28 protein-coding genes are annotated in these 24,486 nt (G+C 55.8%); 26 read left to right on the plus strand and 2 right to left on the minus strand.

Going from position 1 to position 24,486, the window contains the following annotated elements; translation table 11 throughout:
* The first annotated feature begins 87 nt into the window (after positions 1 to 87).
* The 26 genes from ACXLHR_RS03725 (at position 88) to ACXLHR_RS03850 (ending at position 22,538) form a co-directional block, all read left to right on the plus strand.
* Positions 88 to 528 (plus strand): thermonuclease family protein, encoded by a 441-nt coding sequence (locus ACXLHR_RS03725; protein ID WP_458790190.1) that lies wholly within the window; start codon positions 88 to 90, stop codon positions 526 to 528.
* A gap of 142 nt (positions 529 to 670) precedes the next feature.
* Entirely contained in the window at positions 671 to 1,036 is a 366-nt protein-coding gene (locus tag ACXLHR_RS03730) for an NADH-quinone oxidoreductase subunit A (protein WP_458790191.1), read from the plus strand.
* On the plus strand, positions 1,036 to 1,560 hold the full coding sequence (locus ACXLHR_RS03735; RefSeq protein ID WP_458792465.1) for a NuoB/complex I 20 kDa subunit family protein: 525 nt from the start codon (positions 1,036 to 1,038) through the stop codon (positions 1,558 to 1,560). Before ACXLHR_RS03730 ends, ACXLHR_RS03735 begins: the two co-directional genes overlap by 1 nt.
* Positions 1,557 to 2,168 (plus strand): NADH-quinone oxidoreductase subunit C, encoded by a 612-nt coding sequence (locus ACXLHR_RS03740; RefSeq protein ID WP_458790192.1) that lies wholly within the window; start codon positions 1,557 to 1,559, stop codon positions 2,166 to 2,168. The genes ACXLHR_RS03735 and ACXLHR_RS03740 overlap by 4 nt, the downstream gene beginning before the upstream one ends.
* A complete protein-coding gene (locus ACXLHR_RS03745; protein ID WP_458790193.1) occupies positions 2,168 to 2,290 on the plus strand; it encodes a hypothetical protein in 123 nt (40 codons plus the stop codon). The genes ACXLHR_RS03740 and ACXLHR_RS03745 overlap by 1 nt, the downstream gene beginning before the upstream one ends.
* Positions 2,287 to 3,525 (plus strand): NADH-quinone oxidoreductase subunit D, encoded by a 1,239-nt coding sequence (locus tag ACXLHR_RS03750; protein WP_458790194.1) that lies wholly within the window; start codon positions 2,287 to 2,289, stop codon positions 3,523 to 3,525. The genes ACXLHR_RS03745 and ACXLHR_RS03750 overlap by 4 nt, the downstream gene beginning before the upstream one ends.
* Positions 3,522 to 3,884: a hypothetical protein gene (locus tag ACXLHR_RS03755; RefSeq protein ID WP_458790195.1), complete on the plus strand. Its 363-nt coding sequence runs from the start codon at positions 3,522 to 3,524 to the stop codon at positions 3,882 to 3,884. Before ACXLHR_RS03750 ends, ACXLHR_RS03755 begins: the two co-directional genes overlap by 4 nt.
* A gap of 24 nt (positions 3,885 to 3,908) precedes the next feature.
* Entirely contained in the window at positions 3,909 to 5,078 is a 1,170-nt protein-coding gene (locus ACXLHR_RS03760; RefSeq protein ID WP_458790196.1) for an NADH-quinone oxidoreductase subunit E, read from the plus strand.
* Between the two features lie 197 nt (positions 5,079 to 5,275).
* Positions 5,276 to 6,067: an NADH:quinone oxidoreductase gene (locus tag ACXLHR_RS03765; protein WP_458790197.1), complete on the plus strand. Its 792-nt coding sequence runs from the start codon at positions 5,276 to 5,278 to the stop codon at positions 6,065 to 6,067.
* Between the two features lie 17 nt (positions 6,068 to 6,084).
* The gene (locus ACXLHR_RS03770) at positions 6,085 to 6,309 is read left to right on the plus strand and encodes a DUF5337 domain-containing protein (protein WP_458790198.1); all 225 of its coding nucleotides are present in this window, start codon (positions 6,085 to 6,087) and stop codon (positions 6,307 to 6,309) included.
* Positions 6,309 to 7,592 (plus strand): NADH-quinone oxidoreductase subunit NuoF, encoded by a 1,284-nt coding sequence (gene nuoF, locus ACXLHR_RS03775; protein ID WP_458790199.1) that lies wholly within the window; start codon positions 6,309 to 6,311, stop codon positions 7,590 to 7,592. Before ACXLHR_RS03770 ends, nuoF begins: the two co-directional genes overlap by 1 nt.
* A gap of 344 nt (positions 7,593 to 7,936) precedes the next feature.
* Positions 7,937 to 8,344 carry a DUF5333 domain-containing protein gene (locus ACXLHR_RS03780; protein ID WP_458790200.1) on the plus strand — a complete coding sequence of 136 codons (408 nt, stop codon included), beginning with the start codon at positions 7,937 to 7,939 and terminating at the stop codon, positions 8,342 to 8,344.
* 171 nt (positions 8,345 to 8,515) lie between these two features.
* The gene (gene nuoG / locus ACXLHR_RS03785; protein WP_458790201.1) at positions 8,516 to 10,534 is read left to right on the plus strand and encodes an NADH-quinone oxidoreductase subunit NuoG; all 2,019 of its coding nucleotides are present in this window, start codon (positions 8,516 to 8,518) and stop codon (positions 10,532 to 10,534) included.
* Complete coding sequence (locus ACXLHR_RS03790) at positions 10,535 to 10,921, plus strand: hypothetical protein (RefSeq protein WP_458790202.1); 387 nt, start codon at positions 10,535 to 10,537, stop codon at positions 10,919 to 10,921. It abuts the gene before it with no gap.
* 10 nt (positions 10,922 to 10,931) lie between these two features.
* Positions 10,932 to 11,972, plus strand: coding sequence for an NADH-quinone oxidoreductase subunit NuoH (gene nuoH, locus ACXLHR_RS03795; protein ID WP_458790203.1), 1,041 nt, complete (start codon positions 10,932 to 10,934; stop codon positions 11,970 to 11,972).
* Positions 11,973 to 11,974: 2 nt separating this feature from the next.
* Positions 11,975 to 12,424: a hypothetical protein gene (locus tag ACXLHR_RS03800; protein ID WP_458790204.1), complete on the plus strand. Its 450-nt coding sequence runs from the start codon at positions 11,975 to 11,977 to the stop codon at positions 12,422 to 12,424.
* A 1-nt stretch (position 12,425) separates the two neighbouring features.
* A complete protein-coding gene (gene nuoI / locus ACXLHR_RS03805) occupies positions 12,426 to 12,923 on the plus strand; it encodes an NADH-quinone oxidoreductase subunit NuoI (protein WP_458790205.1) in 498 nt (165 codons plus the stop codon).
* Positions 12,920 to 13,318: a carboxymuconolactone decarboxylase family protein gene (locus ACXLHR_RS03810; protein ID WP_458790206.1), complete on the plus strand. Its 399-nt coding sequence runs from the start codon at positions 12,920 to 12,922 to the stop codon at positions 13,316 to 13,318. The genes nuoI and ACXLHR_RS03810 overlap by 4 nt, the downstream gene beginning before the upstream one ends.
* Positions 13,315 to 13,920: an NADH-quinone oxidoreductase subunit J gene (locus ACXLHR_RS03815; RefSeq protein WP_458790207.1), complete on the plus strand. Its 606-nt coding sequence runs from the start codon at positions 13,315 to 13,317 to the stop codon at positions 13,918 to 13,920. The genes ACXLHR_RS03810 and ACXLHR_RS03815 overlap by 4 nt, the downstream gene beginning before the upstream one ends.
* Before the next feature lie 2 nt (positions 13,921 to 13,922).
* Positions 13,923 to 14,228 carry an NADH-quinone oxidoreductase subunit NuoK gene (gene nuoK / locus ACXLHR_RS03820; protein WP_458790208.1) on the plus strand — a complete coding sequence of 102 codons (306 nt, stop codon included), beginning with the start codon at positions 13,923 to 13,925 and terminating at the stop codon, positions 14,226 to 14,228.
* 5 nt (positions 14,229 to 14,233) lie between these two features.
* The gene (gene nuoL / locus ACXLHR_RS03825) at positions 14,234 to 16,345 is read left to right on the plus strand and encodes an NADH-quinone oxidoreductase subunit L (RefSeq protein WP_458790209.1); all 2,112 of its coding nucleotides are present in this window, start codon (positions 14,234 to 14,236) and stop codon (positions 16,343 to 16,345) included.
* Entirely contained in the window at positions 16,345 to 17,877 is a 1,533-nt protein-coding gene (locus tag ACXLHR_RS03830) for an NADH-quinone oxidoreductase subunit M (protein WP_458790210.1), read from the plus strand. Before nuoL ends, ACXLHR_RS03830 begins: the two co-directional genes overlap by 1 nt.
* 12 nt (positions 17,878 to 17,889) lie before the next feature.
* Positions 17,890 to 19,332, plus strand: a complete 1,443-nt coding sequence (gene nuoN, locus ACXLHR_RS03835; RefSeq protein WP_458790211.1) for an NADH-quinone oxidoreductase subunit NuoN — start codon at positions 17,890 to 17,892, stop codon at positions 19,330 to 19,332.
* Positions 19,322 to 20,077 (plus strand): biotin--[acetyl-CoA-carboxylase] ligase, encoded by a 756-nt coding sequence (locus tag ACXLHR_RS03840; protein WP_458790212.1) that lies wholly within the window; start codon positions 19,322 to 19,324, stop codon positions 20,075 to 20,077. The genes nuoN and ACXLHR_RS03840 overlap by 11 nt, the downstream gene beginning before the upstream one ends.
* An 11-nt stretch (positions 20,078 to 20,088) precedes the next feature.
* Positions 20,089 to 20,862 carry a type III pantothenate kinase gene (locus tag ACXLHR_RS03845; RefSeq protein ID WP_458790213.1) on the plus strand — a complete coding sequence of 258 codons (774 nt, stop codon included), beginning with the start codon at positions 20,089 to 20,091 and terminating at the stop codon, positions 20,860 to 20,862.
* Positions 20,859 to 22,538 (plus strand): ribonuclease J, encoded by a 1,680-nt coding sequence (locus tag ACXLHR_RS03850; RefSeq protein ID WP_458790214.1) that lies wholly within the window; start codon positions 20,859 to 20,861, stop codon positions 22,536 to 22,538. The genes ACXLHR_RS03845 and ACXLHR_RS03850 overlap by 4 nt, the downstream gene beginning before the upstream one ends.
* A 2-nt stretch (positions 22,539 to 22,540) precedes the next feature.
* Here the strand turns inward: ACXLHR_RS03850 and ACXLHR_RS03855 are convergent, their stop codons facing one another.
* Together ACXLHR_RS03855 and ACXLHR_RS03860 are read right to left on the minus strand one after the other, a co-directional pair.
* Positions 22,541 to 22,771, minus strand: a complete 231-nt coding sequence (locus tag ACXLHR_RS03855; RefSeq protein ID WP_458790215.1) for a DUF2798 domain-containing protein — start codon at positions 22,769 to 22,771, stop codon at positions 22,541 to 22,543.
* Positions 22,772 to 22,820: 49 nt separating this feature from the next.
* Positions 22,821 to 24,476 carry a DEAD/DEAH box helicase gene (locus ACXLHR_RS03860; protein ID WP_458790216.1) on the minus strand — a complete coding sequence of 552 codons (1,656 nt, stop codon included), beginning with the start codon at positions 24,474 to 24,476 and terminating at the stop codon, positions 22,821 to 22,823.
* Between the last annotated feature and the right edge of the window lie 10 nt (positions 24,477 to 24,486).

The following is a 24,486-nucleotide window of genomic DNA, read 5'->3' on the forward strand; positions in this document are numbered from 1 at the left end:
CGTTACACAATGGAAACCATATGAAACTTGTTTTACAGCGGCCCGTGCCTGCAATCACCCAAACAGCAGGCGTCAGTTCATTTGCGTATGTTTGATCCAGTACCAATCGCTGCGGCGGTGCTATTGGTGGGCGCGCTGGTGGCCGTCGCAGACTGGCTTGCGCCTTATGAAAACCTTAGCGCACAGGGCTGTATGCTCGACTATGTCTACGATGGCGATACTGTAACGCTGGATTGTGGCGGCGAGAAAATCTCGGCGCGGCTTTTGGGATTTGACACGCCAGAAGTAACATCCCCGGGCTGCGAAGCCGAGAAGATCCACGCCGATCTTGCAACCGAACGGCTGCGCGCGTTGAGCGCGTCAGGCGTGATGACCTTCTCTGGTGACACGCGCGACAGATACGACAGATTACTGACCACGATGAAAGTGGACGGAAAAGACGTCAGCGCCACCTTGATTGCAGAGGGGCTGGCTGTGGCCTACCAAGGCGGGCGGCGGATCGACTGGTGTGCGAGACTGGCGCAATAAATCCGAAATCGGCGCATTTGTTGCCAAAATCCTGTCGGGAATGGCGTTGCATTGGTTGACCCTCCGAAAGCAGAGGGGTAGACAACCATGAGCCTATTTGAGGTACCGATAGGTGTGGCACAATGCGGAAAAGGAAAATCCCTTGCAGGACATGCTGAACGAATACCTTCCAATCATGATATTTCTGGGATTGGCGATTGCGCTGGGCGCGATTCTTATCCTTGCAGCGGCCATTGTCGCCGTGCGGAACCCTGACGCGGAAAAAACCTCGGCCTATGAGTGCGGGTTTAACGCATTCGACGATGCGCGGATGAAATTTGACGTGCGTTTCTACCTCGTGGCGATCCTGTTCATTATCTTTGACCTTGAAGTCGCATTCCTCTTCCCATGGGCCGTGGCGTTCAAGGATATCTCAATGGTCGGTTTCTGGTCGATGATCGTGTTCTTGGGCGTGCTGACCATCGGCTTTGCTTACGAATGGAAAAAGGGAGCGCTCGAATGGGAGTGATGACCGGAGCCAATACGGCTGGCGCAGATAAAGAGCACGCAACGCAAACGTTGAACGCGCAACTGCAAGACAAGGGGTTCCTCGTGACCTCGACGGCAGACATGGTAAATTGGGCGCGCACCGGCTCGCTGCACTGGATGACCTTCGGGTTGGCCTGTTGTGCGGTGGAAATGATGCATACCTCGATGCCACGTTACGATCTTGAACGGTTCGGCACAGCGCCGCGCGCTTCCCCGCGCCAGTCTGACCTGATGATCGTGGCAGGCACATTGACCAACAAAATGGCCCCCGCGCTACGCAAAGTCTATGACCAGATGCCAGAGCCGCGCTATGTGATCTCGATGGGATCCTGCGCCAACGGCGGTGGCTACTACCACTATTCCTATAGCGTTGTGCGCGGCTGCGACCGGATCGTTCCAGTGGACATCTATGTACCCGGCTGCCCGCCAACCGCAGAGGCGCTGCTTTACGGCATCCTGCAATTGCAACGCAAAATCCGCAGGACGGGGAATATCACACGATGACAACTGCTCTTCAGGACCTCGGCACGCATCTTGAACTCAAGCGCAGCGATTGCGTTTTGTCTTGGGAAATTGCCAACGACGAGTTGACAGTCACACTCGCGCCGTCCTCCGTGGTGGGTTTTGTGGAGTTTCTCAAAACAGATGCGTCCTGCCAGTTCTCCAGCTTGATCGACATCACCGCTGTGGATTACCCGACACGGGCCAAGCGGTTCGACGTGATCTACCACTTCCTGTCGATGTATCAAAATCACCGGATCCGGCTGCGGGTGCAAATCCGCGAAGACGAAATGGTGCCGTCGATTATAGACGTGCATCCGTCATCCAACTGGTTCGAGCGCGAGATTTTCGACATGTTTGGCATCTTGTTCACAGGCCACCCCGACCTGCGCCGCATCCTGACTGACTACGGCTTCCGCGGCTTTCCGCTGCGCAAAGATTTTCCCACAACCGGCTACACCGAAGTGCGCTATGATGAAGTGCAAAAGCGGGTTGTGTATGAGCCAGTGAGCCTCGTGCAAGAATACCGCCAGTTTGATTTCATGTCTCCATGGGAAGGTGCCGAATATATCCTTCCGGGTGATGATAAAGCGAAAGAAGGTGCGAAGTGATGAGTTTTGTTCCTGAGATGACCACTGCATTTGTGTTATTTTTGACCGCATTAGTGCCTGTTTTAAAAATGTCTGAAATTAGACTATTGGCTAAAGTTACTGTTTCAGGAGCGTCAAAATGATGGACGGCGATATCCGCGTGAACACCTATGATGACGGCACATCCGACGCCCAGACGGGTGAGCAGAAAATCCGTAACTTCAACATCAACTTTGGCCCGCAGCACCCTGCGGCGCACGGCGTTTTGCGTCTGGTGTTGGAACTCGACGGCGAGATTGTAGAGCGTTGCGATCCGCATATCGGCCTGCTGCACCGTGGCACAGAAAAGCTGATGGAAAGCCGGACCTACTTACAAAACCTGCCATATTTTGACCGCCTCGACTATGTGGCGCCAATGAATCAGGAACACGCATGGTGCTTGGCCATTGAGAAACTGACAGGCACGGTCGTTCCGCGTCGCGCCTCGCTGATCCGCGTGCTTTATTCCGAAATCGGTCGCGTGTTGAACCACCTGCTTAACGTGACGACACAAGCGATGGACGTAGGCGCATTGACCCCGCCACTTTGGGGCTTTGAAGAGCGCGAGAAACTCATGGTATTCTACGAGCGGGCTTGTGGCGCACGGCTTCACGCCGCCTATTTCCGTCCGGGCGGGGTGCACCAAGATCTGCCAGACGCGCTGATCGAAGATATCGACCAATGGGCCGTTGAGTTCCCACGGGTGATTGCGGACATCGACGGACTGCTGACCGAGAACCGTATTTTCAAACAGCGGAACTGCGATATCGGAATCGTTACCGAGCAAGAAATTCAAGACTGGAGTTTCTCCGGCGTCATGGTGCGCGGCTCTGGCCTCGCGTGGGACCTGCGCCGTGCGCAGCCCTATGAATGCTACGACGAGTTTGAATTCCAGATCCCTGTCGGCAAAAACGGCGACTGCTATGACCGTTACCTGTGCCGCATGGAAGAAATGCGCCAGTCCACTCATATCATCCGTCAGGCCTGCGAAAAGCTGCGCGTCGAGAAGGGTGATATCATGGCACGCGGGAAAATGACGCCACCCACGCGCGGCGAAATGAAAACCTCGATGGAATCGCTGATCCATCACTTCAAACTTTATACCGAAGGATTTCATGTTCCTGCAGGCGAAGTTTATGCCTGCGTCGAAGCACCGAAAGGTGAGTTTGGCGTATTCCTTGTGGCGGACGGATCAAACAAGCCTTATCGCGCCAAAATTCGCGCACCGGGCTACTTGCATTTGCAAGCAATGGACCATGTGGCTTCAGGCCATCAACTGGCCGACGTGGCAGCCATTATCGGCACCATGGACGTCGTATTTGGAGAGATCGACCGATGATCCGTACTGTACTCATCGTCAGCGCCCTGTCGCTGGCAGGCTGTGGCACGATGACCGACTTCCGCTCGAACTTGATGGGCGGCGGGAATTCCTCTTCGGCCACGACACAGGTCATGGCCCCCGCGCCGATGACCCCAATCGCACCCGTCGCTCCGGTGATGACCGCAAAAGAACGTCTTGTTGCGTCTATCGAAGGGCAGGGCTGCGAATTGAACTCCACAAACGTGGGTGCCGTGCTGAACAGTGCGACGATCACGCGCGAAGAGCTGCTGCAACTGACACCGCAATTGCAATCCGAAGGTCGGGTTGTGGTTTCGGGTAGCGGCGCAATTCGTGTGACCTCCGCCAATTGTATTTGACGTTAACGTGACCGGAATAACCTGATGCTGCGCAGACTATATCACGACCAGCCCGAAACGTTTGCGTTTACACCCGCAAACCAGAAATGGGCCGAAGCCCAGATCACCAAATATCCCGAAGGCCGTCAGGCCTCCGCGATCATCCCGCTGTTGTGGCGTGCGCAAGAGCAGGAACGCTGGCTGACCCGTCCTGCGATCGAGCATATCGCATCCATGCTGGACATGGCCTATATCCGTGCGCTTGAAGTGGCATCATTTTACTTTATGTTCCAGCTGCAACCTGTTGGTAGTCTTGCACATATTCAGGTTTGCGGCACCCTGACCTGCATGATCTGCGGTACCGAAGACCTGATCGCTGTGTGCAAAGAAAAAATCGCTGAGAAAGCACATGCACTTTCCGCTGACGGCCGTTTCTCGTGGGAAGAAGTTGAATGTCTGGGCGCTTGCGCCAATGCGCCAATGGCCCAAATCGGCAAAGACTATTTTGAGGACCTGACCGCGGCCCGCCTGTCGGAAATCATCGACGAATTAGCTGCCGGTCGCGTCCCCGTTCCCGGTCCGCAAAACGGGCGCTACGCTGCCGAACCGCTCCGTGGCCTGACGTCGTTGAAAGACCACGACAGCGGTAAAACGCAATATAATGCCTCTGTGCAGCTGGCGACCGACCTTGGCGACACGGTGAAACGCATCGATGGCACCGAAGTTCCGCTGCTTACCCCGTGGCTGACAAAAGGCGGCGCAAGACCCGCACCGATTAGCAAAGCAGCCGTTGAAAAAGCTGTCGAAGAACCGGCACCGGAAGTGGCCGTCGAGCCTGACGAAAAAGCCATGGCCGCATCGACTGCCTCAAAACCTGTCGAAGATGAAAAGTCGGCTGCACCTAAAAAAGACAAGCCCACCAAGGCGGCCTCAAAGCAAAATCCGTCCGTGACTAAAGCACCAGCCGCCGAAGGCAAGAAACCGCGCCTTATGACCGCTCCACGCAAATCAGGCGCGGATAATCTAAAATTAATCACTGGCGTTGGTCCCAAGCTCGAAGGCGTGCTGAATGACCTTGGCTTTTGGCACTTCGACCAGATCGCGAAATGGACCGAGGAAGAGGTTTCTTGGGTCGACAGCCGCCTGAAATTTAAGGGCCGCATCGCGCGCGATGACTGGATGGCACAAGCGGCGAGGCTCGCGAAAGACAAATAAAATCGGGGCGTACTGGGGGGGACTGTGACATTCCCGCAAAATACGTTAAGCTCGGCCAGAACCATTCGGGTTGTCGGCCCAGCACGGGTATAGAGTAACTGCGATACTGCCACGCGGCTGTCACTTCGTGGGAATGATCGTAGAACACGCGGGACTGTGTCACCTTAAGAGATGCGCCCCGAGGGAGATTTGAAACTATGAACGATACGTCACCCAGCACGTCACGAATTGTATTTATTTCTGCAATTTTCGGTATTTTGTCGCTAATCGTTGCCAAATTCGGCCTGAGTTTTGGTTTCTTTGGCGCACTGGTGATCGGCTTGATCGTGGCGGCAATCGTTTGGTGGATTTTGTGGATGGGCTGGAAAACTCCCAACGCACCAAGCACGGTTTCCGCAGTGCCCCCGCAAGCGACTTCTGTGGCAAGCGCCCCGGCCGCTGCACCTGTTGCCGCCACCAGCACGCCCGTGACAATGACACCTGTTGCGCCAGCGCCTGTTGAAAACACGCCTGAGACACCTACAAAAACCACTGAGCCTGTCACCATAGCAAAACCAGCGGCAAAGCCCGCGACGGCAAAGACGGCCACAAAGCCAGCAGCGGCGAAAAAAGTTGTCAAACCCGCAGCGGCGAAAGTTGCAGCTAAGACCACCACGACAAAAGTAGCTGCTGTAAAGGCAGTGAAACCTGCCACCGGCAAAGCAATAAAACCGGCTGTCCTGACAGAGGCGCGCGACGGTGGACCTGACAATCTTAAAATGATCAAAGGCGTCGGCCCAGTTCTTGAAAAAGCATTGCATGCATCCGGCGTCTTCCACTTCGACCAAGTGGCCGCATGGAAAAAAGCCGACGCCACGTGGTTTGACGATAACGTAAAAGGCGCAAACGGCCGCGTTCTGCGTGACGAATGGGTCAAGCAAGCAAAGATTTTGGCAAAAGGCGGCACAACCGACTTTTCCTCCAAGGTAAAGAAAGGCGGCGTTTACTAAACGCTGACTAATATCAGATGTCGCAGAACCAAAATACCTCCAACACTCCACAGCGCGCCGCGCTGGTTATGGCCGGAACCGGTGTGTTTTGGGTTTGCGCCACGTTTGCAGGTGATAAATTGGGGCTGTCTTTGCGGACACGGGCGCTTTTTGACCTTGTTGCACTGGCGGGCTTCGGCTTTGCACTATATTTGACGTTTAAACTCTGGCGGCAACGCCAACACGACAAGGATGAGGGCTAATGCTCAAGGACCAAGACCGGATCTTCACGAACCTCTACGGGATGCACGACCGCTCGCTGAAAGGCGCGCAGGCACGTGGACACTGGGATGGCACCGACGCGATCATCAAAAAAGGGCGCGACTGGATCGTGAACGAGATGAAAGCATCGGGCCTGCGCGGGCGCGGTGGCGCTGGCTTCCCGACCGGTTTGAAATGGTCGTTTATGCCCAAGGAATCCGATGGACGCCCTAGCTATCTTGTTGTGAACGCTGACGAATCAGAGCCAGGTACATGCAAAGACCGCGAAATCATGCGTCACGACCCGCACACGCTGGTCGAAGGTTGCCTGATTGCCTCTTTCGCAATGAACGCCAACGCCTGCTACATCTACATCCGCGGCGAATATATCCGCGAACGCGAAGCGCTGCAAAACGCAATTGACGAGGCTTATGCCGCTGGCTTGGTTGGCAAAAATGCCTGCAAATCCGGCTGGGACTTTGACATCTACGTCGCGCACGGGGCAGGGGCCTACATCTGCGGCGAAGAAACTGCACTTTTGGAATCGCTTGAGGGTAAAAAAGGCATGCCGCGCATGAAGCCGCCTTTCCCTGCAAACGCAGGTCTTTATGGCTGCCCGACAACCGTGAACAACGTCGAATCTATCGCTGTGGTCCCAACAATCCTGCGCCGTGGCGGTGCTTGGTTCTCAGGGATCGGTCGCGCCAATAACGCAGGCACCAAACTGTTTGCGATCTCGGGCCACGTCAACAACCCCTGTGTTGTCGAAGAAGAAATGGGCATCCCGTTTCAAGAACTGATCGAAAAACATTGCGGTGGTATTCGCGGCGGCTGGGACAATCTCAAGGCCGTGATCCCTGGTGGCTCGTCCGTGCCAAACGTGCGCGGCGAAGACATGCGCGACGCGATCATGGACTTTGACGGGCTGAAAGAAAAAGGCTCCTCGCTTGGCACCGCGGCGGTCATCGTGATGGATAACTCCACCGATATGATCAAAGCGGTCTGGCGTCTGTCGAAATTCTACAAGCACGAATCCTGCGGCCAATGCACTCCGTGTCGCGAAGGCACCGGCTGGATGATGCGCGTCATGGCGCGTTTGGTTGAGGGTAACGCATCGGTCGACGAAATCGATATGCTTCTTGACGTGACCAAACAGGTCGAAGGCCACACAATCTGTGCTCTTGGTGATGCGGCCGCATGGCCAATCCAAGCGCTGATCAAAAACTTCCGTGGCGATATCGAAGACAGGATCAAGCATAAACGCGCCGCAATCGCAGCAGAATGATGTGAGAAACGCGCTGGCTGGCGGTTCTATTCGGCTCCCGTGAAGACCTTCGCTGGGACCGATTAGTTCTACACCGGCGTCGCCCTCGACTGTGGCGGCGCAAAACCAAGTCAGGCGACCGCGCGCGCGATCACGGCGAAACCAGCGAAAGATGCCCGAACAGGATTTTGCAAACTACTGCGGACGGCGGGGGCCTTCGGACGGACTTATTTGCGCGATTACCTGATCGCGCCTCACGCATAAATCCGCTGACGTTTTTGTGGTGTTATTGAATAACACCCTTACAACAACGACATCTGTCTCAATAAAGCGCAACAAACGCGCCCCACAGGAGACTACAGCCCATGACCAAAACCTTTCTTATGGTATTTGCCATCGCCCTTGGCGTGATTGGTGCCGCCGGCGCATCCTCTGCCAAACCTGCGTTGAAAGACGTGGAATATGTGCGCGAAGGTATCATCGCCACCGGCATGGCCATTGAAATCAGCAAGAAATGCAACAGCATCAGCCCACGCTATTTTCGCGGCGTTGGCTACCTGAACACGCTCAAAGATCACGCGTCCCGCCTCGGCTATAGTGATTCCGAAATCGACGCGTATACAAATGACAAAGCCGAAGAAGACCGGTTGACCGGTGTGGCACGCGCCCGCCTTGTCGATCTGGGTGCTGTAACCGGCAATGAGGCCACTTATTGTGCCGTAGGACGCGCCGAAATAGCCAAAAACAGTGCAATTGGACGTCTGCTACGGTAAAACGGCATTCGCTTTCAAAACATATCCATGGGGGCCCGCGCAAAAGATACAACTTTTGAGCGGGTTTTTTTTGTCGATCAGACTGGCATCGGGGACCGTGGCGCGTTAGAACGCCGTAACGCCCCTATGCTTTTTAGCACGATAGGGGGACACGGAATATAAAGGCGCGCTATGTCTGATCTGAAAAAAGTCGTCATTGATGGTACTGAGGTCGAGGTTGATGGGGCGATGACCCTTATTCAGGCTTGCGAACAAGCAGGCGTTGAAATCCCGCGTTTCTGCTACCACGAACGTCTTTCCATTGCTGGCAACTGCCGTATGTGTCTGGTCGAAGTTGTGGGCGGTCCGCCAAAACCTGCCGCCTCTTGCGCGATGCAGGTTCGCGATCTGCGCCCCGGTCCGGAAGGCCAGCCGCCCGTTGTGAAAACCAATTCTCCGATGGTCAAAAAAGCCCGTGAAGGTGTGATGGAATTCCTGCTCATCAACCACCCGCTTGATTGCCCGATCTGCGATCAAGGCGGCGAATGCGATCTGCAAGACCAAGCGATGGCATATGGCGTCGACTTCTCGCGCTTCCGTGAACCCAAACGCGCCACCGAAGATCTTGATCTTGGACCGTTGGTCGAAACCCACATGACGCGCTGCATTTCCTGCACCCGCTGCGTGCGCTTCACCACTGAAGTCGCGGGCATCCACGAAATGGGCCAGACAGGGCGCGGCGAAGATGCCGAGATCACGACCTACCTGGGCGGAACGCTCGACAGTAACCTACAGGGCAATATCATCGACCTTTGCCCTGTTGGCGCGCTGGTCTCGAAACCCTATGCCTTTACCGCCCGTCCGTGGGAATTGACCAAAACCGAATCTATCGACGTGATGGACGCGCTTGGATCAAACATCCGCGTCGACACCAAAGGCCGCGAAGTGATGCGGGTTCTGCCACGCAACCATGACGGCGTGAACGAGGAATGGATTTCCGACAAGACACGGTTCATCTGGGACGGGCTGCGCAAGCAGCGCCTTGATACTCCTTATATCCGCGAAAACGGCAAACTGCGTAAAGCATCGTGGCCAGAGGCCCTGTCTGCAGCCGCCGCTGCGATGAAAGGCAAGAAAATAGCCGGTCTGATCGGTGATCTGGTCCCGACAGAAGCAGCCTTCGCACTCAAAACATTGATTGAAGGGCAGGGCGGCCACGTCGAATGCCGCACTGATGGCGCGAAACTTCCTGCGGGAAATCGCTCCGGCTACGTTGGTACCGCAACAATCGAAGATATCGATGACGCGCAATCGATCATGATTATCGGCAGCAACCCAAAAGTTGAAATGCCTGTCTTGAATGCACGCCTGCGCAAGGCTTGGGCGCGCGGCGCAAATGTCGCCATGATCGGCCCGAAGGTTGACCTGACATTTGACTGCGATCATCTTGGTTCCGGCCCTGACACCATTACGGATCTACTGTCGCGTGACTATTCTGACGTGCAGGACGAGGCGTCGATCATCATCTTGGGCGCGGGCGCATTGTCGCGCGCTGATGGCGACGCGATCCTCGGCTCCGTCATGGCCCTTGCCGAAGCGACCGGTTCCAAATTCATGGTTTTGCATACAGCCGCAGGGCGTGTCGGCGCGATGGACGTGGAGGCCGTCACTGACGGGGGCCTAACCGCTGCCCTTGACGGCGCGGAGGTGATCTACAACCTCGGCGTTGACGAAGGCGACATCCCCGCTGGCCCGACCGTCATCTATCAAGGCAGCCACGGCGATCGCGGCGCACACCGCGCTGACATCATCTTGCCGGGGGCCGCCTATACAGAGGAAAACGGGTTGTTTGTGAACACCGAAGGCCGCCCGCAACTTGCCATGCGCGCCAGCTTTGCACCGGGTGACGCGAAAGAAAACTGGGCCATCCTGCGCGCGCTTTCTGCTGAACTTGACGCGACACTTCCATTCGACAGCCTCGCCGCACTGCGCACTGCAATCGTTGCCGCGCACCCGCACTTGGGCCAAATCGACGTTGTCTCCGTCAATACATGGAAACCCGCCAAGGCAAAGGCACCCGACAACGCGCCATTTGTCTACGCAATCACCGATTTTTACCTAACCAACCCGATTGCACGGGCATCAAGCCTGATGGCCGAACTGTCTGCAATCGCCAAAGCGCGGACAATCACCGCTGTGGCAGCCGAGTAAATGAAGGCTTTGGCCCTCATATCCCTCGCGGCCACCGCCGCTTGCGCCGACCAAACACAGGTCAGCCAAGGATCAATGGCGCCTTCCTACCAAGGGATCGAAACCCGTCTGCTCGATGGCGATCTCGTCAGCTTTCGGGTGTCTATGACGGGTGCAAACGGCCCCGACGAGGTCACAAAATACGCGCAATGTGCCGCCGCCCAATACACGCTGATCCGCGGTTACGGGTTCTTGCGGCACGTGCGCACAAATACGAACGTCAGCGGCGGGCTTTGGTCCGCCGATGCCGTCTATACAATCTCGCCCTCGCTTCCGCGTGGGTCCAAGACAATTGACGCCGAAGTGGCTGTCGCCGATTGCGGCACAGCCGGAATTCCAACGGTGTAAGGGGCAAACCATGGTCGAATTTTTCACCAATACCAATCTGGGCATCATTCTGGTGATCCTCGGTCAATGTCTTCTGGTGCTGGTCCCACTTCTGGTGGCACTCGCGTTCCTGATGTACGCTGACCGCAAAATCTGGGCTGCCGTGCAAATGCGCAAAGGTCCAAACATGGTTGGGCCATTCGGGCTTTTGCAGTCCTTTGCCGACTTCCTGAAATACATCGTGAAAGAAATCGTTGTGCCTGCCGGCGCCGACAAAGCCGTGTTTTTCCTCGCGCCAATGCTATCCTTTGTGCTGGCTGTCATCGCTTGGGCCGTGATCCCGTTCAACGACGGTTGGGTGCTTTCCAACATCAACGTCGCGATCCTCTACGTCTTTGCGGTTTCCTCGCTTGAAGTCTACGGCGTCATCATGGGCGGTTGGGCATCCAACTCGAAATACCCTTTCCTTGGCTCCCTGCGCTCCGCCGCACAAATGATCTCATACGAAGTCTCTATTGGCTTGATCATCGTCGGTGTGATTATCTCGACCGGCTCGATGAACTTTGGCGATATCGTCGAAGCACAACGCGGCAACGCAGGTCTGTTCAACTGGTACTGGGTCGCGCACTTCCCGATGCTGTTCCTGTTCTTTATCAGCGCTTTGGCCGAAACAAACCGTCCGCCGTTTGACCTTCCAGAAGCGGAATCAGAACTGGTTGCAGGCTACCAAGTTGAATATTCGTCCACACCGTTCCTATTGTTCATGATCGGTGAACTTATGGCGGTTGTGCTGATGTGCGCGCTCACAACCCTGCTGTTCTTCGGTGGCTGGCTCTCGCCAATCCCGGGCCTTCCAGATGGTATCTTCTGGATGATCCTGAAAATGTCCGCCGTGTTCTTTATGTTCTCGATGGTCAAGGCAATCACACCGCGCTACCGCTACGACCAGTTGATGCGCATCGGGTGGAAAGTTTTCCTACCGCTGTCGCTCTTCTGGGTCGTATTGGTGGCTTTCCTCGCAAAATTTGAAGTCTTGGGCGGCTTTTGGGCGCGCTGGACATTGGGCGGATGAGCATGAAGCCGACAATTTTCATAGCGTTCGTTGCACTGGCGGGGTGTATGCCAGACCAGACACCCGTCGCCGTGTCGCAAGCCGATCAGGATTTCCCTCGCTGGATCACCGGCTGCTCTGCGGGACCGTTTGGTGGCGCAAACTGCCCTGCCGCGCAAGTGGGCGCATTTATGGCGCAAATGCCAATCGGGCAGCTGGAGCGTGATATGACGAGTGCAAAATTCGAAACATTCGCGTTGGAAGACGTGATCAGGCGGATGGGGGCGGCAGTCGCGCTCAAGGCTGAAACCGGCGATTGCACTGCGCCGATCGAGCAGGCAATGGTCGCTGGCGAAGTCTTGCGCGCAAAAGTGCCGGACAACCCGAAACTGGATGCAACCGACCGCGCGCTCTTTGATCACCTCATGCGGATAGCGCACAATGCGAGCGACTATGTCGGAAAGGGCTGCTAAAATGAACGAACCGATGGACTACACACGCGCCGCCAAATATTTCCTGTTGATGGATTTCTGGAAAGGCTTTGGGCTGGGAATGAAATACTTCTTCTCGCCAAAAGCCACGTTGAATTACCCACACGAAAAAGGGCCACTCAGCCCGCGTTTTCGCGGCGAACATGCCTTGCGCCGCTATGCCAACGGCGAAGAGCGCTGCATCGCGTGCAAACTCTGCGAAGCGGTCTGCCCTGCACAAGCGATCACCATCGACGCCGAACCGCGCGACGACGGATCACGGCGCACAACCCGCTACGACATTGACATGACCAAATGTATCTACTGCGGTTTCTGTCAGGAAGCTTGCCCGGTAGACGCCATTGTCGAAGGCCCGAACTTTGAATTCTCGACCGAAACCCGCGAAGAACTGTTCTACGACAAAGACAAACTGTTAGAGAACGGCGACCGTTGGGAAGCAGAGATTGCACGCAACCTAGAGCTGGATGCACCGTACCGATGACCGATAAAAACCCCTTTGAAGCCATGATGGCTATGGGTCAGGATTGGGCAAAACAGCTTAATCCGGGCATGGAGGCGTTCTCGACCAAAGGGTTCGAGACCCTGTTTCCCACCATGTCTAAAGAGATGATGGAACAGTTTTTCGGCAAAGGCTTGAACCCTGAAGGGCTTGACGCGAAAACCAAGCTGCTGTTGACGCTCAACGCGCTGACGGTCACAGGTGCCACCGCCGAGACGCAGATTAAACTTACCGTGCGCCATGCCGTTCAGGCCGGTGCAACCAAACAGGAAATTGCCGAAACCATCGCCCAAGCCGCGATGTTTGGCGGCGTGCCTGCAATGACAAAGGCGATGCAAATCGCCACCGACGTGATGGAAAAGGACGCAGGCCAATGACCGTTGCCGTATTCACATTCTACTTCTTTGCATTGACCACCGTGATGGGCGGGCTGATGACCGTGATGAGCCGCAATCCGGTCCACTCGGTGCTTTGGCTGATCTTGTCGTTCCTGTCATCTGCGGGCCTGTTTGTGCTCTTGGGCGCAGAGTTTGTCGCCATGCTGCTCATCATCGTCTACGTCGGCGCGGTTGCGGTTCTATTCCTCTTTGTGGTGATGATGCTTGACGTGGACTTTGCCGAACTCAAGGCGGAAATGTCGAAATACATGCCACTCGCGCTGCTGATCGGCGCGGTGATCCTTATGCAACTCGGCATGGCGCTTGGCGTATGGAGCTTCTCGGACGTCGCAGCAGCCAACATCGCAGCACCCAAAGGTGACGCGCACAACACCGCAGCACTTGGCCTGTTGATCTATGACAAATACATCATCCTGTTCCAACTCGCGGGCCTGATCCTGCTGACCGCTATGATCGGTGCCATCGTGTTGACACTGCGCCACCGCACCAACATCAAGCGCCAGAACGTGATGCAGCAAATGCATCGCGATCCGGCAAAGTCGATGGAAAATATCGACGTCAAACCAGGGCAGGGGCTATAATCATGATCGGTGTAGAACATTATCTCGCGGTAGCTGCCGCCCTTTTCGTCATTGGTATTTTCGGGCTTTTCCTGAATCGTAAAAACGTGATCATCCTGCTGATGAGCATCGAGTTGATGCTGCTCGCAGTGAACATCAATTTTGTTGCCTTCTCCAGCGAGCTGGGCGATCTGGCGGGGCAGGTCTTTACCTTGTTTGTGCTGACCGTCGCCGCAGCCGAGGCCGCCATCGGCCTTGCAATTCTCGTATGTTTCTTCCGCAACCGCGGCACCATCGACGTTGAAGACGTCAACGTGATGAAGGGCTAATCCACATGGAAAAGATCATCCTTTTTGCACCGCTTGTCGGCGCGCTTATTTCAGGTTTCGGCTGGAAATTCATCGGCGAGAAAGCAGCGCAGTGGATCTCCACCGGTATGTTGTTCCTCGCGGCGTTCCTGTCTTGGATCGTGTTCCTGTCATTCGACGGACAGACCGAAAGCATCCAGATCATGCGCTGGATCGAAAGCGGCACATTGTCGACCGACTGGGGCATCCGAATGGACCGCCTTACCGCGATCATGCTGATCGTGATCACCACCGTTTCGGCGCTGGTGCACCTCTATTCCTTTGGCTACATGGCCCACGACGACAACTTTAAAGATAACGAGCCATACCGCGCCCGCTTCTTTGCCTATCTGTCGTTCTTTACATTCACGATGCTGATGCTTGTGACCGCCGATAACCTTGTCCAGTTGTTCTTTGGCTGGGAAGGGGTGGGCGTCGCGTCATACCTGCTCATCGGTTTCTACTACAAAAAACCATCCGCCAATGCCGCCGCTATCAAAGCGTTCGTGGTTAACCGTGTGGGTGACTTCAGCTTCCTGCTGGCGATTTTCGCGCTGTACCTGATGACCGACAGCATCCGCTTTGACGACATCTTTGCAGCCGTGCCAGCCTTGGCCGAAACCGAATTGCGCTTTCTTTGGGCCGACTGGAATGCAGCCAACCTGATCGCCGTGCTGTTGTTCATCGGCGCGATGGGTAAATCCGCGCAACTGTTCTTGCACACATGGCTGCCCGACGCGATGGAAGGGCCGACACCTGTATCGGCTCTGATCCACGCGGCCACCATGGTTACCGCAGGCGTCTTCCTTGTCTGCCGCATGTCACCACTGCTTGAATATGCGCCAGAGGCGAAAAACTTTATCGTGTTCATGGGCGCTACAACCGCGTTTATGGCGGCGACTGTCGGTCTTGTGCAAAATGACATCAAACGCGTCATCGCCTATTCCACAATGTCACAGCTCGGCTACATGTTCGTCGCCGCAGGCGTCGGCGTCTACTCGGTTGCGATGTTCCACCTGCTGACACATGCGTTCTTTAAGGCGATGCTGTTTTTGGGCGCAGGCTCGGTGATCCACGGAATGCACCACGAGCAGGACATGCGAAACTACGGCGGCTTGCGTCACAAAATGCCCAAGACCTTCTGGGCGATGATGATCGGGACACTGGCCATTACCGGCTTTGGTATCCCTTTGCTTTATCTCGGCTTTCCTGTCGGTTTTGCGGGCTTCGTCTCCAAGGATGCGATTATTGAATCCGCCTATGCCGCCGAAGCGTCTTACGCTTTCTGGATGCTGGTGATCGCGGCTTTCATGACCAGTTTCTACAGCTGGCGCTTGATGTTCATGACATTCTACGGCACGCCACGCGGCGACAAACACACCCACGACCACGCCCACGAAAGCCCCAACACCATGTTGATTCCGCTCGCGGTGCTGGCATTTGGCGCGGTGTTCTCTGGCATGGTGTTCTACAAATCCTTCTTTGCCAGCGACGAATCTGTCGGCAAGTTCTTTGGTACGATTGCGCAATCTGACGAAACACATGCAGATTTGGGTTTCACTCTTGTTGCGCCAGCTTACGCCGCGACCGAGGAAACGGATGATCACGGTACCGAGCACGCAGCCGCAGCATGGCCCGAAGTTCCTGGCACAGGCGCTATCTTCAAGGCCGCCGACAACCACGTCCTGCACGAAGCACACAACGTACCAATATGGGTCAAGCTGTCGCCATTCTTTGCCATGCTTGGCGGTTTCGGGCTCGCTTGGCTGTTCTACATCAAGAACCCGTCGCTGCCCGGCCGCTTGGCCAAACAGCAGGCCCCGCTCTACAACTTCCTGCTGAACAAATGGTATTTTGACGAGCTGTATAACTACATCTTCATTAAACCCGCGATGTGGATCGGCCGTTTCTTGTGGAAACAAGGCGACACCAAAGCCATTGACGGCACCATCAACGGCATCGCCATGGGCATCGTGCCATTCCTCACACGCCTGACCAACAAAGCTCAATCAGGTTATATCTTCACCTACGCCTTCGCCATGGTTCTTGGCATCGCGGCCATGATCACATGGGTCACTATGTTCGGAGGGGCCAACTAATGAGCAACCTACTTTCGCTCACCACGTTCATTCCTCTGCTGGGAGCTGCCATTTTGGCGCTGTTCCTGCGGGGCAATGACGCGGCTGCTCAAAACAACGCCAAATGGGTCGCGATGGCGACGACTTTAGCAACCTTCCTTGTGTCGCTGTTCATCCTGTTCGGCTTTGACAAATCAAACACCGGCTTCCAGTTCGTCGAAGAACGGCCTTGGCTGCTTGGCATGAACTACAAGATGGGTGTCGACGGCATTTCAATCCTGTTTGTGATGCTGACCACATTCCTGATGCCGCTTGTCATCGCGTCGTGCTGGAACGTCACCGACCGCGTGAAAGAATACATGATCGCGTTTCTGCTGCTGGAAACCCTGATGCTGGGCGTCTTTATGGCGCTTGATCTTGTACTCTTCTACCTGTTCTTTGAAGCGGGCCTGATCCCGATGTTCCTGATCATCGGCATTTGGGGCGGCAAGAACCGGATCTACGCATCGTTCAAATTCTTCCTCTACACCTTCTTGGGCTCGGTCCTGATGTTGGTGGCGATGGTCGCAATGTTCTCTCAAGCGGGCACAACCGATATTCCCACCCTGATGACCACGACCTTCGCATCCGAGAACTTCTCGATCCTCGGCGTGCAAATCATCGGCGGCATGCAAACTCTGCTCTGGATCGCTTTCTTCGCCTCATTCGCAGTAAAAATGCCGATGTGGCCAGTGCATACATGGCTACCTGACGCGCACGTTCAGGCACCAACCGCTGGCTCGGTGGTCTTGGCCGCAATTCTATTGAAGATGGGCGGCTACGGCTTCCTGCGCTTCTCGTTGCCAATGTTTCCGATCGGTTCCGAAGTCATGGGCACTTTTGTTCTATGGCTCTCGGCCATCGCCATCATCTACACTTCGCTTGTGGCGCTGGTCCAAGACGACATGAAGAAACTGATCGCTTACTCATCTGTTGCGCACATGGGCTATGTGACAATGGGTATCTTTGCTGCCAACCAGCAGGGGATCGACGGCGCGATCTTCCAGATGATCTCCCACGGCTTTATCTCGGGCGCGCTCTTCCTCTGCGTGGGCGTGATTTACGACCGGATGCACACCCGCGAAATCGACGCTTACGGTGGTCTGGTGAACCGGATGCCTGCCTACGCGCTCATCTTCCTGTTCTTCACAATGGCTAACGTCGGCTTGCCTGGCACGTCAGGCTTCATCGGAGAATTCCTCGTGCTTGTCGGCGTATTCCAAGTGAACACATGGGTTGCACTGTTTGCGACAACCGGCGTGATCTTCTCCGCCTCCTATGCGCTCTGGCTTTACCGCCGCGTGGTCTTGGGCGACCTAATCAAGGAAAGCCTCAAGTCGATCACCGACATGAGCATCCGCGAACGGGCGATCTTTGTGCCGCTTGTCTTTATGACGCTGCTGCTGGGGGTCTACCCCGCATTGGTGCTCGATATCATCGGGCCAAGCGTTGCAGCACTCGTTGAAAACTACGACATGGCGACGGCCGGCATGCATGCCGCTGTCACACAGTAAGGAACGGGACCTATGATCTCTGCTGATATCCAAACCGTAATGCCGGAAATTGTACTGGCCGTTTACGCGATGCTGGCGCTCTTGGTCGCTGTCTACACCACCAAAGACGGCTTGGCGCCGCTTTTGACATGGGTGACTGCGGGACTGTTTGTCTTGCTTGCTTTCTACATCTCGGACGGCGAAGGCACGACAACCGCGTTCGAGGGCATGTTCAACGACGACGGCTTTGCGCGCTATGCCAAAGTGGTGATCCTGCTGTCTGCAGCCATCGTGCTGGTCATGTCACAAGAATATATGCAAAAACGCGGGTTGCTGCGCTTCGAGTATCCGGTCCTGATTACACTGGCGGTCGTTGGCATGATGGTCATGGTTTCGGCGGGCGATCTTATGTCGCTTTACATGGGGCTAGAACTGCAATCACTGGCGCTCTACGTTGTCGCCTCTCTGCGCCGCGACAGCCTGAAATCCACAGAAGCGGGCCTGAAGTACTTTGTTCTTGGCGCACTGTCCTCGGGGCTGCTGCTCTACGGCGCGTCGCTGACTTATGGCTTTGCAGGCACAACCCTGTTCTCGGGCATCATCGCAGCAACAGCAGACGGCGCGTCTTTGGGCATGCTGTTTGGCGTGGTCTTCATGCTGGCGGGCTTCTCGTTCAAAATCTCAGCCGCGCCTTTCCACATGTGGACACCTGACGTCTATGAAGGCTCGCCTACACCCGTCACTGCATTCTTTGCCACCGCACCAAAAGTTGCGGCCATGGCACTCTTTGCACGGGTCGTGCATGACGCGTTCGGCAATATTGTCTCCGACTGGCAGCAGATCGTGGCCTTCATCGCAGTGCTCTCTATGTTCTGGGGCGGAATTGCAGCCATCAACCAGCGCGACATCAAACGGCTGATGGCCTATTCATCTATCGCGCACATGGGTTTCGCGCTCATGGGCTTGGCTGCTGGCACAGTGCTGGGCGTGCAAGCGATGCTGATCTACATGACGATCTATGTGACCATGAACATCGGCACATTTGCTTTTATCCTTGGCATGGAAAAAGACGGACGCCCCGTCACGGACATCCAGTCGCTGAAATCCTACTCCAAAAAAGAGCCACTGATGGCCCTCGTCGTGCTGGTCATGATGTTCAGCCTCGCAGGTGTCCCTCCGATGCTTGGCTTCTTTGGCAAGTTCTACGTGCTGCGTGCTGCTTATGACGCGGGACTGGGGTGGTTAGCTGTAGCGGGTGTCATAGCCTCGGTCATTGGTGCATTTTACTACCTGCGGATCGTCTATTATGTCTACTTTGGCGAAGACACCGATGGCGTAGATGGCAAAATGTCCCCCGTTTTGTGGACCGCTGCCGTTGTAACCGGCGCGATTGTGCTTCTCGCTTGGGTGCCGGGCATCAACCTGTTTGGCATCGAGACAGTGGCACAAGCCGCGGCAGAAACACTTGTCAATTAACGGGGTGCTTGCCTGGCCCGCAGACGTCGAGCGGATCATTCACGCGCAACTTGGCAGCACAATGACCGAGGCCGCCCGCACGGCGGCCTCACTCACGTCCCCCACATGGATCATGGCGCATGTGCAAACCGCGGCGCGCGGGCGCAGAGGACGCGGCTGGCATACACCCGCGGGCAACCTCTCCGCGACGCTTGTATTCAAACCGAACTGCACCCACGCAGAGGCGGCACAACGCTCTTTTCTCGCAGCGAATGCGCTCTTCACCGCACTTGCCAGATATGTGAATGCCGAAAAACTATCCCTCAAATGGCCAAATGACGTGCTGCTGGACGGCGGCAAGGTCGCAGGCATCCTGCTGGAAACCTCTGGCGCACAAACGGGGATCAACTATCTCTCCATCGGCTTTGGTGTGAACCTCGCCCATATCCCCGAGGGCATTAGCGACGCCGCTTTTGCGCCCACCAGCGTAAAATCCGCAGGCGGCCTTGACGTCAGCCCCGAAGATTTCCTGACCAGCCTCGCCACCAGTTTTGCAGCCCAAGAGCACCTGCTCAAAACCGAAGGTTTCGGCCGTATCCGCGCCGACTGGCTCAAACACGCAGCACGCATTGGCACCACCATCACCGCCCGCACCAGTCAAACCGAGATGACGGGTATCTTTGATACCATCGACGAGACTGGTAATCTTGTGCTGATCACTGACGCGGGGCCACAAACCATCCCCGCAGCCGACGTCTATTTCTAAAGGAACACCAAATGCTCATGGCCATCGACTGCGGCAATACCAACACCGTGTTTTCGATCTGGGACGGAAAAAATTTCCTCGCGACATGGCGGACTTCGACCGAATGGCAGCGCACAGCTGACCAATACTACGTCTGGCTGTCCACGCTCATGAGTATCAACAAAATTAACGTGGCCATCGACGAAGTCATCATTTCTTCGACCGTTCCGCGCGTGGTCTTTAATTTGCGGGTTCTGTCAGACCGCTACTTCAACTGCCGTCCCATCGTGGTCGGCAAGCCCGACTGCCGCTTGCCCGTGGACCCGCGGGTCGACGCAGGCACCGCCGTTGGACCTGACAGGCTCGTCAACACAGCAGGGGCGTTTGACCGGCACGGCGGCAACCTGATCGTCGTCGACTTCGGCACAGCCACCACGTTTGATGTGGTTGACAGCGATGGAGCCTACGTCGGCGGCGTCATCGCTCCGGGCGTAAACCTCTCGTTAGAGGCCTTGCACAACGCCGCAGCCGCCCTACCTCACGTTGATATCTCCAAACCACAGGCCGTTGTGGGCACAAACACCGTTGCCTGTATGCAATCTGGGGTGTTTTGGGGTTACGTGGGGCTCGTTCGTGAGATATGCGCACGCATTAAGGCCGAACGGGACATGCCCATGCGCGTGATCTCAACAGGCGGGCTCGCCCCGCTGTTTGGACAAACAGAGAAATTATTTGACGTCTTTGAAGACGATTTGACGATGCACGGTCTGACCGTGATCCACCGCTACAACAAGGAAACGACATGAGCCGCAAAAAAGCTGCTGAACGCCTGATTTATCTGCCCCTCGGTGGGGCCGGCGAAATCGGGATGAACGCCTACATCTACGGATACGGGCTGCCTGGCAAAGAAAAACTGATCGTTGTCGATCTCGGGGTCACATTCCCTGACATGGACACGACACCGGGCGTTGATCTGATCATGCCCGACATCTCGTGGCTGCAAAAACGCCGCGCCGACATCGTGGGTATTTTCATCACCCACGCACACGAAGACCACGTAGGCGCCATCGGGCACCTGTGGGAAAGCCTCGGCGCACCGGTCTACGCACGCCCGTTCACTGCGAACATCGCACGGCGCAAACTCAGCGAGCACGGCTTGCCCGACAGCGTTGTTACCGTCGTTGATCCCTATCCAAACATGATCGACTGCGCACCATTCACCGTGTCTTACGTGCCAATCTCGCACTCGATCCCCGAAAGCGCAGGCTTGCTGATCGACACACCTGAAGGCCGCGTTCTGCACTCAGGCGACTTCAAAATCGACGAAACCCCAGTGGTCGGTGACGCCTTCAACCGCGACCTTTGGGAAGAAGTTTCAAAAGGCGGCGTGAAAGCCCTGATCTGCGACTCGACCAACGTATTCAGCATGGCACCGGGCCGCTCGGAAAACACCATCGGCGACGCGATCGCCGAAATGATGACCGAGGCCAAAGGCACCGTGGTCGCCACAACCTTTGCGTCCAACATCGCACGCCTGAAAACGCTGGCGCTCGCTGCGAAAAAAGCAAACCGTTCCGTTGTGCTTTTGGGCCGCTCCATGCGCCGCATGGTCGAAGCTGCGACCGAAGTGGGCATTCTCACTGGATTCCCGCCTGTCGTGTCTCCAGAAGATGCGCTCAACATGCCGCGCAATTCCATCATGCTGCTGGTCACCGGCTCGCAAGGCGAACGCCGTGCCGCTTCAGCGCAACTTGCGCAAGGCAAATACCTAGGGCTGTCGTTGAAAGAAGGGGACACCTTCCTGTTCTCCTCCAAAACCATCCCGGGCAACGAGCGTGGTGTGATCCGCATCATGAACCAACTCTCGGAACTCGGTGTTGACGTGATCGACGATGCGGGCGGCAAATACCACGTCTCCGGCCACGCCAACCGCCCCGACCTCGCAACGCTGCACGAGATCGTAAAACCTCAAATCCTGATCCCGATGCACGGTGAACACCGCCACCTGCGCGAACATGTCAAACTGGGTGCCGAGCGCGGCATCACCGGTATCGTGGCCGTGAACGGCATGATGATCGACCTGTCCGGCAACGCACCGACCGTGGCCGAATACATTGAAACAGGGCGCACCTACCTCGACGGCACTGTGAAATACGGCGCTATGGACGGTGTTGTGCGCGACCGGATCCGTATGGCGTTGAACGGCCAAATGGTCGTCACATTGATCATGGACGAAAACGACGAGCCTCTGGGCGACCCATGGGTCGAAATCTCGGGTCTTGCCGGAACAGGAATCTCGAATTCGTCGCTTGTTGAAGTGGTCGAGGCTGATCTCGCACAATTCATCGGCCGTGCAAATCCAAAGACCCTGCGCGACGATGTAAAACTCGAAAAAGAACTGAAAAACACCGCGCGTAAATCCGCGCACAGTGAAATCGGCAAAAAGCCGGAAGTGATCGTGATCGTCAGCCGCCTGAGTTAATCTCAGGCGTCTGCCTTCACCAATCGTGCTGCCAGTCTACGCGCAAAAGGTGCCACAAACAGCACGATTGGGAAGGCAAAGATCCAGCTTGTGATCCACGATCCCGCCCAAGAGCTGATAAACTGGTCCGAGAAACCGGTGACACGATACGTCGCAATTGCTGTGATGATGAATGTCATCAGGCAGGACAAGATAAACCCAAAAAGCTGTGGCGCAAAACGTGCAGGAATCATCTCAATCTCTCTGGCAGGGTAACGGGCCGCCCGAAGGCGGCACCAAAACTTAGCTCTTTGCGCGCTCTTCAAAACTCAACGCAATAAACGCTGGCGTGTCATCGCCCAGACCCACAACATGATTGTCATTGCGACGGTTGTTGCCGCGATCATTGCGGTGACGGTCGTTGTTATTGCGTTCGTTGTTATGACGGTCGTTATTGTTACGGTCGTTATTGTTACGCTCGTTACTCTGACGATCATGCGCGCTGCGATCAGTATTTTGAGCCTCGCCAGCTCCCTGATCATCCTGCGATTTCTGCGCACTACGATCTTCCTGCGAACGGCCACGACCACCGCGCGAACGGCCACGTGGACGATCCTCGCGAGGTTTATCGTCATGCGACGCTTCAACTTTTGGCGCTTGCACTGGGGCAGGGGCCGCAGCAACGTCCTCAACAACAGGTTTCTCGTCGCGGGTCTGGTCTTCGCGCGGTTTGCGCGTGCGACTGCGTGTACGCGCTGGCTTGTCGGTTTTCGGCGCGTCAGCTTCACCCTCTGGCGCCACTTTCACAGCACCAAGCAGGTTTTCTAGCCGCGGAATTTCTGTCTGCACCAAACGCTCTACATCAGCGAAATTCTTTTCGTCACGACCTCCGCAGATCATGATGGCAGTGCCAGACCGACCTGCACGACCGGTACGGCCAATCCGGTGAACATAATCTTCGGCGTGGCTCGGCACATCAAAGTTGAACACATGGGTCACCGCCGGAATATCCAGACCGCGGGCCGCCACATCGGAGGCTACAAGAAACCGCAACTCATTGTTACGAAACGATTCCAGCGTACGCGTCCGGTGGCTCTGCTCCAAATCACCGTGAATAGGCGCGGCATTATAACCGTATTTATTCAGCGACTTAGCAACAACATCCACATCGGACTTCCGGTTGCAGAAAATGATCGCATTGGTGCAAGTGTCACCCTCGGCATCAATCAGCGCGCGCAACACTGCACGCTTCTCGGCAGGTTCCTTGGTCTTGTTCGAGCCTTTAAACATCAAAACGCCTTGCTTGATGTTTGTGTTCGTCGTGGCGGCACGGGCCACCTCGATTTTAGCAGGGTTCGACAGGAACGTATTGGTAATACGCTCGATTTCAGGGGCCATCGTCGCCGAGAAAAACAACGTCTGACGCGTAAACGGCGTGCGCTTGAAAATTTCTTCGATGTCAGGAATGAATCCCATGTCCAGCATGCGATCCGCTTCATCAATAACCATGATCTTCACATCAGTCAGAATCAGTTTGCCACGCTCAAGATGGTCCAGCAAACGACCAGGCGTCGCGATCAACACGTCCACACCCTTGTCGATCAGCTTGTCCTGATCCTTAAACGACGTGCCACCAATCAACAGCGCTTTTGTCAGCTTGGTGTATTTGGCATAGTTATCAAAGTTTTCGGCCACTTGCGCCGCCAACTCACGCGTCGGTGCCAGCACCAAGGATCGTGGCATCCGCGCCCGCGCACGACCACGACCCAATAGTGTAATCATCGGCAGCGTAAACGCAGCGGTTTTGCCGGTACCAGTCTGGGCAATACCCAAAACATCACGGCCTTCCAGCGCAGGCACAATTGCACCCGCTTGAATAGGTGTCGGTGTATCATAGCCAGTCTCGGCGATGGCTTTCATAACCTTGGGACCAAGGTTGAGATCAGAGAATTTGGTCAAGTTTGCCCTT

The organism is Yoonia sp. MH D7, assembly GCF_054439475.1.

Bases quoted from the DNA above. Each gene is read 5' to 3' on its own strand.
- ACXLHR_RS03725 (WP_458790190.1), top strand. From the start codon at position 88: ATGTTTGATCCAGTACCAATCGCTGCGGCGGTGCTATTGGTGGGCGCG.
- ACXLHR_RS03735 (WP_458792465.1), top strand. From the start codon at position 1,036: ATGACCGGAGCCAATACGGCTGGCGCAGATAAAGAGCACGCAACGCAA.
- ACXLHR_RS03740 (WP_458790192.1), top strand. From the start codon at position 1,557: ATGACAACTGCTCTTCAGGACCTCGGCACGCATCTTGAACTCAAGCGC.
- ACXLHR_RS03745 (WP_458790193.1), top strand. From the start codon at position 2,168: ATGAGTTTTGTTCCTGAGATGACCACTGCATTTGTGTTATTTTTGACC.
- ACXLHR_RS03750 (WP_458790194.1), top strand. From the start codon at position 2,287: ATGATGGACGGCGATATCCGCGTGAACACCTATGATGACGGCACATCC.
- ACXLHR_RS03755 (WP_458790195.1), top strand. From the start codon at position 3,522: ATGATCCGTACTGTACTCATCGTCAGCGCCCTGTCGCTGGCAGGCTGT.
- ACXLHR_RS03760 (WP_458790196.1), top strand. From the start codon at position 3,909: ATGCTGCGCAGACTATATCACGACCAGCCCGAAACGTTTGCGTTTACA.
- ACXLHR_RS03765 (WP_458790197.1), top strand. From the start codon at position 5,276: ATGAACGATACGTCACCCAGCACGTCACGAATTGTATTTATTTCTGCA.
- ACXLHR_RS03770 (WP_458790198.1), top strand. From the start codon at position 6,085: ATGTCGCAGAACCAAAATACCTCCAACACTCCACAGCGCGCCGCGCTG.
- nuoF (WP_458790199.1), top strand. From the start codon at position 6,309: ATGCTCAAGGACCAAGACCGGATCTTCACGAACCTCTACGGGATGCAC.
- ACXLHR_RS03780 (WP_458790200.1), top strand. From the start codon at position 7,937: ATGACCAAAACCTTTCTTATGGTATTTGCCATCGCCCTTGGCGTGATT.
- nuoG (WP_458790201.1), top strand. From the start codon at position 8,516: ATGTCTGATCTGAAAAAAGTCGTCATTGATGGTACTGAGGTCGAGGTT.
- ACXLHR_RS03790 (WP_458790202.1), top strand. From the start codon at position 10,535: ATGAAGGCTTTGGCCCTCATATCCCTCGCGGCCACCGCCGCTTGCGCC.
- nuoH (WP_458790203.1), top strand. From the start codon at position 10,932: ATGGTCGAATTTTTCACCAATACCAATCTGGGCATCATTCTGGTGATC.
- ACXLHR_RS03800 (WP_458790204.1), top strand. From the start codon at position 11,975: ATGAAGCCGACAATTTTCATAGCGTTCGTTGCACTGGCGGGGTGTATG.
- nuoI (WP_458790205.1), top strand. From the start codon at position 12,426: ATGAACGAACCGATGGACTACACACGCGCCGCCAAATATTTCCTGTTG.
- ACXLHR_RS03810 (WP_458790206.1), top strand. From the start codon at position 12,920: ATGACCGATAAAAACCCCTTTGAAGCCATGATGGCTATGGGTCAGGAT.
- ACXLHR_RS03815 (WP_458790207.1), top strand. From the start codon at position 13,315: ATGACCGTTGCCGTATTCACATTCTACTTCTTTGCATTGACCACCGTG.
- nuoK (WP_458790208.1), top strand. From the start codon at position 13,923: ATGATCGGTGTAGAACATTATCTCGCGGTAGCTGCCGCCCTTTTCGTC.
- nuoL (WP_458790209.1), top strand. From the start codon at position 14,234: ATGGAAAAGATCATCCTTTTTGCACCGCTTGTCGGCGCGCTTATTTCA.
- ACXLHR_RS03830 (WP_458790210.1), top strand. From the start codon at position 16,345: ATGAGCAACCTACTTTCGCTCACCACGTTCATTCCTCTGCTGGGAGCT.
- nuoN (WP_458790211.1), top strand. From the start codon at position 17,890: ATGATCTCTGCTGATATCCAAACCGTAATGCCGGAAATTGTACTGGCC.
- ACXLHR_RS03845 (WP_458790213.1), top strand. From the start codon at position 20,089: ATGCTCATGGCCATCGACTGCGGCAATACCAACACCGTGTTTTCGATC.
- ACXLHR_RS03850 (WP_458790214.1), top strand. From the start codon at position 20,859: ATGAGCCGCAAAAAAGCTGCTGAACGCCTGATTTATCTGCCCCTCGGT.
- ACXLHR_RS03855 (WP_458790215.1), bottom strand. From the start codon at position 22,771: ATGATTCCTGCACGTTTTGCGCCACAGCTTTTTGGGTTTATCTTGTCC.